General features: G+C 61.1%; 7 protein-coding genes. 3 read left to right on the top strand and 4 right to left on the bottom strand.

Annotated elements, in window-relative coordinates; translation table 11 throughout:
- Positions 1–128: 128 nt before the first annotated feature.
- Together IAE77_RS12610 and IAE77_RS12605 are read right to left on the bottom strand one after the other, a co-directional pair.
- Entirely contained in the window at positions 129–1769 is a 1641-nt protein-coding gene (locus IAE77_RS12610) for a fumarate hydratase (RefSeq protein WP_294226977.1), read from the bottom strand.
- 34 nt (positions 1770–1803) lie between these two features.
- Positions 1804–2187, bottom strand: a complete 384-nt coding sequence (locus IAE77_RS12605; RefSeq protein WP_294226975.1) for a molybdenum cofactor biosynthesis protein MoaE — start codon at positions 2185–2187, stop codon at positions 1804–1806.
- Positions 2188–2275: 88 nt separating this feature from the next.
- Between IAE77_RS12605 and IAE77_RS12600 the strand changes: the two genes are divergently transcribed.
- From IAE77_RS12600 to IAE77_RS12590, 3 genes are all read left to right on the top strand, one after another.
- Positions 2276–7165: a PVC-type heme-binding CxxCH protein gene (locus tag IAE77_RS12600; protein WP_294226973.1), complete on the top strand. Its 4890-nt coding sequence runs from the start codon at positions 2276–2278 to the stop codon at positions 7163–7165.
- 128 nt (positions 7166–7293) lie between these two features.
- Positions 7294–7554: a hypothetical protein gene (locus IAE77_RS12595; protein ID WP_294226970.1), complete on the top strand. Its 261-nt coding sequence runs from the start codon at positions 7294–7296 to the stop codon at positions 7552–7554.
- Positions 7555–7645: 91 nt separating this feature from the next.
- Entirely contained in the window at positions 7646–8122 is a 477-nt protein-coding gene (locus IAE77_RS12590) for a TlpA disulfide reductase family protein (RefSeq protein ID WP_294226969.1), read from the top strand.
- 17 nt (positions 8123–8139) lie between these two features.
- Here IAE77_RS12590 and IAE77_RS12585 read toward each other — a convergent pair whose 3' ends face one another.
- Together IAE77_RS12585 and IAE77_RS12580 are read right to left on the bottom strand one after the other, a co-directional pair.
- Positions 8140–9621 carry a PLP-dependent transferase gene (locus IAE77_RS12585; protein ID WP_294226966.1) on the bottom strand — a complete coding sequence of 494 codons (1482 nt, stop codon included), beginning with the start codon at positions 9619–9621 and terminating at the stop codon, positions 8140–8142.
- Positions 9622–9723: 102 nt separating this feature from the next.
- Entirely contained in the window at positions 9724–10887 is a 1164-nt protein-coding gene (locus tag IAE77_RS12580; protein WP_294226965.1) for a PLP-dependent aspartate aminotransferase family protein, read from the bottom strand.
- Between the last annotated feature and the right edge of the window lie 18 nt (positions 10888–10905).

Genomic DNA, 10905 nt, shown 5'->3' with positions numbered 1-10905 from the left:
GCGCCACGCGCCTCCAGCTAAACGAGTCTTGCCTCCGCCTCCTGCTCGGATACACTCCTTCACGTTATATCAAATGCCACTATGGGGTGTATTGCCTTGGCAGCAAGACTGAACGGTAACCTCGGGCATCAATGCTTCACCGAGCACCCCGGTCCGACGCTTTGGAAGAAGTCGTTCCCCTTGTCGTCGATGAGGATGAAGGCCGGGAAATCTTCCACCTCGATCTTCCAGATGGCTTCCATGCCGAGTTCGGGGAACTCGACGACTTCGACCTTCTTGATGTTTTCCTTGGCGAGGATGGCGGCGGGACCGCCGATGCTGCCGAGGTAGAAGCCGCCGTGCTTCTTGCACGCATCCGTGACCTGCTGGCCGCGATTTCCCTTCGCGATCATCACCATGCTGCCGCCGTGGCTTTGGAAGAGATCGACATAGCTGTCCATGCGTCCGGCGGTGGTGGGGCCGAAGCTGCCGCTGGGCATGCCGGCGGGTGTTTTGGCGGGGCCAGCGTAATAGACGGGGTGATTCTTGAAGTAATCGGGCAGCGGCTTGCCGGCATCGAGCATCTCCTTCAGCTTCGCATGCGCGATGTCGCGGGCGACGATGATGGGGCCGTTGATGAGGAGGCGCGTGGTGGTGGGATACTTGCTCAGCTCGGCGCGGATCTCGGCCATCGGGCGATTGGTGTCGATGCGCACGGCGTTGGTGTCTTTGCGGTGGCGCAGCTCCTCGGGGATGTATTGCAGCGGGTTCGTTTCGAGCTTCTCGATGAAGACGCCGTCACGCGTGATCTTGCCTTTCGCCTGGCGGTCGGCGGAGCAGGAAACGCCGATGCCGATGGGCAGTGACGCGCCGTGACGCGGCAGGCGGATGATGCGGACATCGAGCGCAAAGTATTTCCCGCCAAATTGGGCACCGATGCCGCACTCGCGGGCGGCCTGGAGCATCTGCGCCTCGAGCTCGACATCGCGGAAGGCGCGGCCGTGCTCGTTGCCGGTGGTGGGGAGGTTGTCGTAATACTTCGTGGAGGCGAGTTTGACGTGTTTCATCGTCGATTCGGCCGAGGTGCCGCCGATGACGAAGGTGAGATGGTAAGGCGGGCACGCGGCGGTGCCGAGCGTGACCATTTTGTCGGTCAAAAACTTCACGATGCTCTTCGGATTGAGCACGGCTCGGGTTTCCTGATACAGGAAGGCCTTGTTCGCCGAGCCGCCGCCTTTGGCGATGAAAAGGAATTTATAAGCGTCGCCATCGGTGGCATACAAATCGAGCTGCGCGGGCAGATTGGTGCCGGTGTTCTTCTCGTCGAACATGTTCAGCGCGGCGTTTTGCGAGTAGCGCAGGTTGTTCTCGGTGTAGGCGAGATAGACGCCCTTCGAGAGCGCGGCCTCATCACCGCCGCCGGTCCAGACCTGCTGGCCCTTTTTGCCCATGATGATGGAGGTGCCGGTGTCCTGACAAAACGGCAGCAAGCCCGCGGAGGCCACATCGGCATTTTTGAGCATCGTGAGCGCCACCATGCGGTCGTTCTCGCTCGCTTCCTTGTCATCGAGGATGGCGGCGACCTGCTTCAGGTGCTTCGGGCGCAGGAAGAAATTGATGTCATGAAACGCCTGGTTCGCCAGCAGCGTGAGCGCCTCGGGATCGACGACGAGCATCTCTTTATCGCCGAGTTTTTCGACGCGGACGTGATCCTTGGTCAGCAGGCGGTATTCGGTGTCGTCGGTGCCGAGTTCGAGGAGTTCTTGGTAGTGGAAGGCGGGCGTGGGCATGGTGTGAGAAGAGTTTGAAATAGGATACGAAACATCAAAGCGCAAAGACCGGCTTCTTCCAGATCGGCACGCAGGTTTTGATTTCCTTCAAATACCAGCGGCACAGGTCAAAGGACTCCGCGCTGTGCTTCGTGCGCACCTTGATGATGATGCTCGGCTGCTCTGCGGCTACGAAACCGAGGCGATGCTGTATGAACACGCGATGCGGCCCATGTTCGCGCTCGCCGCGTTCGACGAGTTCGCGCAGCATCTTATCCGCCATGGGCAGGTAGGCGCTGTAGTCGATGCCGGAGATCGGCCTGCCGTCCTCTTCACCGCGCACCACGCCGAGAAACTGCGCCTCCGCGCCCTCGCCCGTCTTGAACCGGGTCTGGGCGGGCTGGATGGGTTCTTCGCTGAGGATGAAGACAGGTGGCATGCGGGCAGAATAAACGGCCTGATGGCCGATGCGGCATAAAACTTGTCCACCAAGGGCCAAATCTGATAGCGTTGGTTTTCTCTCAGCCATGAAAACGCTCGTCTTCGCCCTCCTCGCGGCCTCCAGCCTGCACGCCGCCACGCAGATCACCTGGAAGCGCCAGCAGCTCCACGGTGACTTTTACTCCGAAGGTGCCGCGATCGGCGACATCAATGGCGACGGCAAACCCGACGTCGTCGCAGGGCCGTTTTGGTGGGAAGGTCCGGCTTTTGAAAAGAAGCACGCTTACTACGAGCCGAAGATCTTCAGCATCAATGGCTACTCGGACAACTTCTTCGCCTACGTCCACGATTTCGACGCCGACAAAAAGAACGACATCCTCATCCTCGGCTTCCCCGGCAAGGAAGCGCGGCTTTACCTGAATCCCGGCACCCACGACGACAAACCGTGGCCCATGCACATCGTCGCCGACGTGGTGGACAACGAATCGCCCGTCTTCACCGACATCACCGGCGACGGCAAACCAGAGATCGTGTGCAGCACCGGCGGGAAGTTCGGCTGGTTCGCCCCGAACTGGTCGAAACCGACCGATAAATGGCCCTTCGTCGCCGTCACGGATGACATGAAGGTCGCGAAGTTCACGCACGGGCTCGGCGTCGGCGACGTGAATGGCGATGGAAAGCTCGATCTGCTGGAGGCACGCCGTTGGTGGGAGAATCAAGGAGCGGGAGTTGCCAACTCCCGTCCGGACTTGGCAAGTCCGGCTCCTTGGACGCAGCACAACTTCGCCGCCGGTGTCGGCGGCGGGGCACAGATGTTCGCCTATGATTTCGACGGCAATGGCGAGAACGACATCTTCACCAGCCTCGCCGCGCACCGTTATGGCGTGGCAGTGTTTCTGCAGAACAAGACTGCTCCGAACATGCCCAAATGGACCCGCGTCATGCTCGCCAGCGAGCAGCCGCAGGACAACGACTACGGCATCGTCTTCAGCCAGCCGCACGCCGCGCACCTCGCGGACATCGACGGCGATGGCGTCCAGGACATCGTCACCGGCAAGCGCTACTGGGCGCACAACGGCCACGACCCCGACGAGCACGGCCACCGAGTCATCTATTGGTATCAAACGAAGCGCGACGGCAAGGGTGGTGTCGATTTCGTTCCGCATCTCATCGACGCAAACACCGGCGTCGGCGTCGATGTGCAGGTTGGCGATTTGAATGGCGACAAGCTGCCCGACATCGTCGTCGGCAACAAAGCGGGCGTCTTCATCCTCACGCAGGAGCGGAAGGACACCACCGCCGACCTCACGCCGAAGAAGCTCTACGGTCCCGCGCTCAAGCCGCAGGCCGAATACGCCAAAGGCCAGTCGCCCGCCACCGCGCTGAAGTCCATGCAGCTCCCCGGCGGCTTCAAAGCCGAGTTCATCGCCGCGGAGCCGGACCTCGTGCAGCCGATGGCCTTCACCTTCGACGAACGCGGCCGCATCTGGGTCGTGGAAGGAAATAGTTATCCGCAGCCCCGCGAAGTCGGGAAAGGCCAGGACCGCATCAAAATCCTCGAAGACAAAGACGGCGACGGCACCTTCGAGACGAAGAAAATCTTCTGCGAAGGCCTGAATCTCGTCAGCGGCATCGAACTCGGCTTCGGCGGCGTGTGGGTTGGGGCTGCGCCGTATTTGATGTTCATTCCGCGGGATGGGGACAAGCCGCTGCCGCTCGGCAGTAATCGGGCCATTCCTGGCCCGTCTGGATCAGAAGGGGCCAAGAATGGCCCCGTTACTCAAGTCCCCGGCCTGAACTTCACCGCCTACGCCCTCCTCGACGGCTGGGGCACCCAGGACACCCACGAAACCCTCAACTCCTTCATCTGGGGCCCGGACGGCTGGCTGTATGGCTGCCATGGCGTCTTCACGCACAGCCGCGTCGGCAAGCCGGGCACGCCGGATGACCAGCGCGAGCCCATCAATGCCGGTGTGTGGCGCTATCATCCTGTGCGGCATGAGTTTGAGGTCTTCGCGCATGGCACCAGCAACCCGTGGGGGCTCGATTACGACCAGCATGGCGAGTGGTTCGTCACCGCGTGCGTCATTCCGCATCTCTACCACATCGTCCCCGGCGGACGGTATCAACGGCAGGCCGGGCAGCACTTCAACGCGCACACCTACGAGGACATCAAGACCATCGCCGACCACGCGCACTACGCCGGCAATCCGCGACCCGATGTCACCTTCGACAAAACGACCGGCGCAGGCGTGATGAACAACGACACCAACGCGCTCGGCGGCGGTCACGCGCACTGCGGCCTCGCCATCTACCAGAGCAGCCTCTTCCCGCCGACGTATCGCAACCAGCTCCTCTTCGGCAACCTCCACGGCCATCGCCTCGTCGCGAACTACACCGACCCGCACGCCAGCACCTACATCGGCAAACACGCCGCCGACTTCCTTCGTGCGAACGACATGCACTTCATCCCCGTCACGCAAAAGGTCGGCCCCGACGGCGCCCTCTACGTCAGCGACTGGAGCGACCAGCAAATCTGCCACCGCGGCAGCGGCGCCGTGGAGCACTGGGATCGCAGCAATGGGCGCATTTATCGAGTGACTTACGAAGGCGGAGTTGGAGTCCAGGCTTTAGCCGACTCTGGAAGCTCCCATACATCGGCTAAAGCCTACACTCCAACAGCCCCGTTCGATCTCGCCAAGGAAAGCGATGAAACACTGGCGAAACTCGCCGTGCAGGCGGAGAACGATTGGTTTTCGCGGATGGCGAGAAGGGTGCTGATGGAGAAAGTATCCCAACTTTCTGGTCAGGCTGGTAATCTGCGGGATGCCATCGATCCGTTGCTAACAGTCTTCGGAGATGCCGTTACCAACGATGGAGTTTCTACCACGCAGAAACTGCGTGCGCTTTGGGCTGTCCGCTTGGTCGATGTTCTCAATTCGACTTCTCTCATGGTGAGTCGTGATGCCACTGAACCAACTATGCGAGTTCAAGGAATACGCTGCCTTAGCGAGAAGCACTGGCTTCAACCTCTGCCAGCCAATGTTGAAGAGCAAAAAAATGCCGACTCATTCATCGCCTATGCGTTGGAGCTGGCATCGGCCACGCCTATGGACCCCATCGTCCGCCGCGAACTCGCCTCCGCGCTTCAACGCATCCCACAAGATCAACGCAAAGACCTCGCCACCGCGCTCCTCAAGCATGGCGAGGACAAGGACGATCCGATGATCCCGCTGCTCATCTGGTATGGCATCGAGCCGGTGGTGGCGGCGGACCCGGCGGTGGGGATGCAGCTCGCGAAGGTGTCGAAGATGCCGAAGGTAACGCAGTTCATCTATCGACGCCTCTCGTCGGATGACGCGGGACGCACGAGCTTGCTCAAACTGGCCGCGGAGACGCCGGATGCCGTTTTGAAGCTCGATTTGCTGAATGCGTTGGTCCAGGCCGCGCGAAATGGGCACCAGATCACGAAACCGGATGGCTGGGACGCGCTGCGCCAGAAAGTGGCTTCGGCTTTAGCCGAACCTCATCCAGATGCGGCTAAAGCCGCAGCCACTTTGCTCGAACTCGAAGCCTCCATGGGCATCGAAACGGCTCTGGCGACCTATCGCGACCTTCTCGGCTCCGCGAGCGCTCGGACCAGCGAACGCGAAAACGCCCTCAACGTGCTCCTTCAGGCCAAAGACGCCTCCACAGCCAAAACCCTGCTCCAACTCCTCCAAAACGACGCACCGGCCTCGCTGCGTCGAAAGGCGATTCAGGCGCTCGCCTCGCTCAAAGATGCCGAAACGCCGAAAATCCTCGGTGCGGCGCTTCCAAAGCTCTCCGCGAACGAATTGCCCGATGCGGTGAACACGCTCGCCTCGACCAAAGAAGGCTCGAAAGCACTGCTGAAGGCCGTCGAGACCAAAACCGTGCCCGCGACGGCTCTTTCGCCGTTTTTGGTGCGCCAGCTCACAGCCTTCGACGACGCGGAGATCAACGCCCTCATCAAATCCGCCTGGGGCGATGTCAACGCGCCGAAAGCCGACCTCGCCGAGCGCACGAAAAAGTATCGCGACCTCCTCACGCCCGCCAAACTGGCCAAGGGCGACCTCGCGAAGGGCAAGATGCTCTACACCGCCACCTGCGGCCAATGCCACAAACTCTTCGGCGAAGGCCAAAACGTCGGCCCCGACATCACCGGCAGCAATCGCGCCGATTTGAACTACCTGCTCGAAAACGTGCTCGATCCGAACGCCGTGATCGGCAAAGCTTACCAGCTCAACCTCTTCACCATGAAGGATGGCCGCGTCATGAGCGGCGTCATCAAAGAAGAAAACCCCGCCGCCGTGAAGATCGCCATGATGGGCGGTGTGGAGTTCACGCTGCCGCAGGCGGACATCGCCAAGCGCGAGGTCTCCAAGCTCAGCACGATGCCTGAAGGGCTGTTTGATGCCTTGCAGCCGGAGATGGTCGTCGATCTCGTGAAGTATTTGCAGAGTGGTTCTGTAGTCCCGCCTTCAGGCGGCTCAGGAGGACCGGCTAAAGCCGGGACTACAATACCCGGAGCCCTCGAAGGCGAATCGCTCAAGGTGCTCGAAATCACGGGCGGCAAAACGGGCAAGCAAGGCATGGGCGGCTTCGGCAACGACTGGAGCGGCGCGGCGCAGCTTTGGTGGACCGGCGGCAAGCCGGATCAGAAGCTCACGCTGGCCATTCCGGTGAAGGAAGCGGGCAAGTACACGCTTTACGGCGCGCTGACGATGGCGCGTGATTACGGCGTGGTGAGCATCACGCTCGATGGCAAGCCCGTGGCGTCCTCGTTCGATGGCTACAACAACCCCAAAGTCCTCCACACCGGCGAAAAGGAGTGGGGCACTCACGAACTGACCGCGGGTGAGCACAAACTGACCTTCACGCTCGCTCCGCCGAACCCCGATGCGATTCCGTCGAACATGGTTGGCATCGACTATGTGCGGCTGGAGAAGAAGTAACCAAAGCACGCGATAGCGTCCTGGAGTGCGCCGGCCCTCCGGCGCTTTCGAATGACTCCAGGCCCGCGAAAAGCTCCAGAGGGCTGGAGCACTCCAAAACGCTGCCGCGAAACTCATCATCCCAGACCATGCGCGATCTCAAAAGCACCAAGGCCATGTGGCTCAAGGGCTGGCTGTTTCTCCTCATCGGCGTTCTCTCCGCCGGGATCCTGCTCATCGAGAACTGGAGCTGGCGCAACGCGGTGCTACTCGCGCTGTGTGTATGGGGCTTCTGCCGGGCCTATTATTTCGCTTTCTACGTGATCGAGCGCTGGGTGGACCCGAAGTTCAAGTTCAGCGGGCTGGGGCATTTTCTGGTGCATACGTGGCGCCGGAGGTCGGGGAGGTAAATTAAGACGGCCAATTGCCGCGCCTCCGCGAATGGGATTTACAAGCGATGCGCCGTTCTGTTTAATCGCGGCCGCAATCACGCTCACAGCCATGAAATCCAAAATCGCATTCGTCGCGCTGCTTCTGGGCAGCCTTTTCGTCCTCCCGAACGTGCTGGCGACCGCCAGCAAAGACAACACCGGCACCGTGGTGAAGGTGGACAAACTCCGCTTCAAAGGGAAGGACCCGGTGCTCACGGGGAAACCGCTCATCGTTGAATTCTGGGCCACGTGGTGCCCGCCGTGCCGCACGAGCATCCCCCACCTCAACGAGGTTTACAAAAAGTACAAGGACAAGGGACTGGAGATCATTGGCGTGACCGATGAGGACCTTTCCACGGTGAACGCCTTTGTCAGGAAGACCCCGATCGACTACCACGTGGCGCTCGACGCGAACGGCAAGTTTGCGAAGCCTTTCGGCATCCGCGGCATTCCGCATGCGATGATCCTCGACAAAGAAGGCAAGGTGGTGTGGGAGGGGCATCCGATGAGTCTTCCGGAAAGCCAGCTCGAGACCGTGCTGAGGTAAACGGTTCGGCTCGCAGTTCAAACGAGCACCAACGCCTCATCAAACCGTGCGATGAGCTCCTGGGTGTCCTCCAGACCGGCGGACACGCGGATGAGCCAGCGGCTGACGCCGACACTCTCGACCCAGTCGAGCTCCTCGTAATGCGCGAGCAGGGTGTAGGGGCACACGAGGGTGAAATTCGTGCCGAGGCTGGGGCCTTTGCACACGCGCAACGCGTCGTAGAAGTTCGCGCTCGTTTGTGCGGGATCTTTGAGCGTGAAGGAGAACAGACAGCCATGGCCGCCATTCTCGCGGCGGATGAATTCGTAGCCGCGTCCGCCTTCCGTGGCCGCATGCCAGACTCGATCGACCTTTGGGTGCGAACGCAGATGATCGGCGAGAGCCTGCGCATTGCGGCTCATGGTAACGGCACGCTGCACGAAGTCGCGGCTGTTGAGTTCGAGCGCCACGGCATCGCCACGCCAGAGTTCGTGATCGGCGTGGGCGGTCAAAAAGGCGGAGAAGGCCGCGTGATGCAGTGATTGACGATTCAACACGACGCTGCCTGCCAGCACATCGCCCGCGCCGGAAAAACTCTTCGTCAGGCTTGTCGTGACGACATCGGCAACGCGATGCGCATCGGCATGGGCGACGGTGGAGATGGTGTCATCGACGATGATCGGCACCCCAGGCTGCGCGGCGGCACGAATGGCCAGCAAGCGCTCGAAATCGACGCAGCGCAGCAGTGGGTTGCTCGGCGCTTCGCAGAAGAGGCCGGCCAGCGGCTCGTTTTGCAGCAGCGTGCACAGATCATCATACTCGCTGTCTTTGATGAGCGGCAGGAAGTGTGCGCCGCTGCCGAAGAATTGCTGCAGCTTCAGCACATCGACATACGGGAAGTCGAGTTGCGCGGTTTTACGGTCCGGGAACAGATGCGTGAGCATGCGATGCACCGCAAAGTTCGCCGCCATGCCGGAAGGGAAGAGAAACACATCCTCCGGCTGCTGTCCGGCGAGTTGCGCGATGCGTTCGCGGATGGTGCGGTTCGCTGCTTTGCCGTCCTCGGCGGTCGCTTCGCTTACGTGCTCACCCAAGGCATCGCAGGCCTGCCGTGTGCTCACGCATTCGCCGCAGAAGCGCCAGAACTTGCGTGCCTTGACGTAACTGTCGGCCGGAAATACGGCGACGCCGAGTTGGTGCGCGGTCCATTCGACCGCACGGCCGGTTTCGATGAACTTCACGCAGCGTTCCGCATGCACGACACGCGGAAAGACAAGGCAGCGTTCACCAGCACCTGCGAAATCCTTTTCCGCTGCTTCAAACAGCCGCGTGATGGCTGGCGGGCAGCAAAAGCGGGGGTAGCCGGATTTGAATTTGGAAACGATCTCCTGATCGCCCTCCTCGTAGCCGATGACGTGCTTCCACAACGGCAGACATACCGACACGCCGAGTTCGTGATCAGGGATCGCCTTGCCGAGATCCTCGGCGTTGCAAAGAGGGTTTTTGAAGAGGTCGGTCATCTAAATCGGGGTTTGAACCGCTGATATGACGCTAATCAGACGCTAATAAAGGGATTCATTCATCAGCGTCAGATTGGCGTCTGATCAGCGGTTTGCCCCGGCTCACTTCTTTGCCAAAGCTGCATCGATGTCCGCCCACAGATCCTCGACGTGCTCGATGCCGACGGAGAAGCGGACGAGGCCGTCGGTGACGCCGGCGGCTTCGCGGGTTTCTTTGGGAATCGAGGCGTGGGTCATGCTGGCGGGATGGGCGACGAGGCTTTCGATGCCGCCGAGGCTTTCCGCCTGGGTGAAAAGCCGCAGACGACGGATGAACGCGAGGGTGTCGGCGTAACTGAGGCCGAAATCGGCCAGGAGCATGCCGCTGCCGGCTTTCATCTGCTTCTTGGCGAGTTCGTGCTGCGGATGGCTGGGCAGGAAAGGATACTTCACGCCCTTGACGCCTTTGCGGCCCTCCAGGCGCCTGGCCAGTTCCAAGGCGTTCGCGCTGTGGCGCTCCAGACGCACGGCCTCGGTCTTCGCACCGCGGGCGACGAGCCAGGCGTCGAAGGGGCTGGGCTGCAGACCGAGCGCTTTTTGCGCGAAGATCATCTTTTCCTGCCACTCATCGTTGTTCGTGCACACGGCTCCACCGAGGCAGTCGCTGTGGCCGTTGGTGTACTTGGTGGTGCTGAGCTGGGAGAGGTCGGCCCCGAGATCGAGCGGCTGCTGCAGCAGGCTGGAGGCGAAAGTGTTGTCCACGGCGACGACACTGCCGACGCTGTGGGCAACATCGCTGATCGCCTGGATATCGAGGACCTTCAGCAGCGGATTGGTCGGCGATTCGAGCCAGACAAGCGCCGGTTTGAGCTGCGTGATGAGGCCGTAGTTCGCCGGGTTGGAGAGGTTGGCGTATTTGATCGTGATGTTGAAGCGACGCAGCACGCGTTCGAAGAGCCGGTAGGTCGCGCCGTAGATCTGCTCCTCGGAGAGGATGACATCGCCCGCCTTCAGTGAAAACATGATGGCGCTGATGCTGCTGATGCCGCTGGCGAACGCGGTGCAATGCTTCGCGTTTTCGAGGCTGGCCAGCGTGGCCTGGAGGTTGCGGAAGTTCGGATTGCCGCTGCGTGTGTAGTCGAAGCCGCCAGGGTTGCCCGTCTCGAAGGTCGAGGTCATGTAGATCGGCGGGATCACGGCGCCGGTTTCGCTGCGCCAGTCCTGGCCAACGTGGATGGCACGGGTCTCAAAACGGGCGTCAGGCGGGATGGTCGGGTCTTCTTTCATGCGCGATGCATGCCGCAG

Origin of the sequence: Prosthecobacter sp., assembly GCF_014879935.1 — a bacterium.
Taxonomy (GTDB): domain Bacteria; phylum Verrucomicrobiota; class Verrucomicrobiia; order Verrucomicrobiales; family Verrucomicrobiaceae; genus Prosthecobacter.
Note: the sequence above shows the minus strand (reverse complement) of the source record. Positions and strands in the feature narration are given on the sequence as shown.

What these genes read in the sequence shown, in the direction of transcription:
- IAE77_RS12580 (WP_294226965.1), bottom strand. Translation starts at nt 10,887, where the DNA reads ATGAAAGAAGACCCGACCATCCCGCCTGACGCCCGTTTTGAGACCCGT.
- IAE77_RS12585 (WP_294226966.1), bottom strand. Translation starts at nt 9,621, where the DNA reads ATGACCGACCTCTTCAAAAACCCTCTTTGCAACGCCGAGGATCTCGGC.
- IAE77_RS12605 (WP_294226975.1), bottom strand. Translation starts at nt 2,187, where the DNA reads ATGCCACCTGTCTTCATCCTCAGCGAAGAACCCATCCAGCCCGCCCAG.
- IAE77_RS12595 (WP_294226970.1), top strand. Translation starts at nt 7,294, where the DNA reads ATGCGCGATCTCAAAAGCACCAAGGCCATGTGGCTCAAGGGCTGGCTG.
- IAE77_RS12590 (WP_294226969.1), top strand. Translation starts at nt 7,646, where the DNA reads ATGAAATCCAAAATCGCATTCGTCGCGCTGCTTCTGGGCAGCCTTTTC.
- IAE77_RS12610 (WP_294226977.1), bottom strand. Translation starts at nt 1,769, where the DNA reads ATGCCCACGCCCGCCTTCCACTACCAAGAACTCCTCGAACTCGGCACC.
- IAE77_RS12600 (WP_294226973.1), top strand. Translation starts at nt 2,276, where the DNA reads ATGAAAACGCTCGTCTTCGCCCTCCTCGCGGCCTCCAGCCTGCACGCC.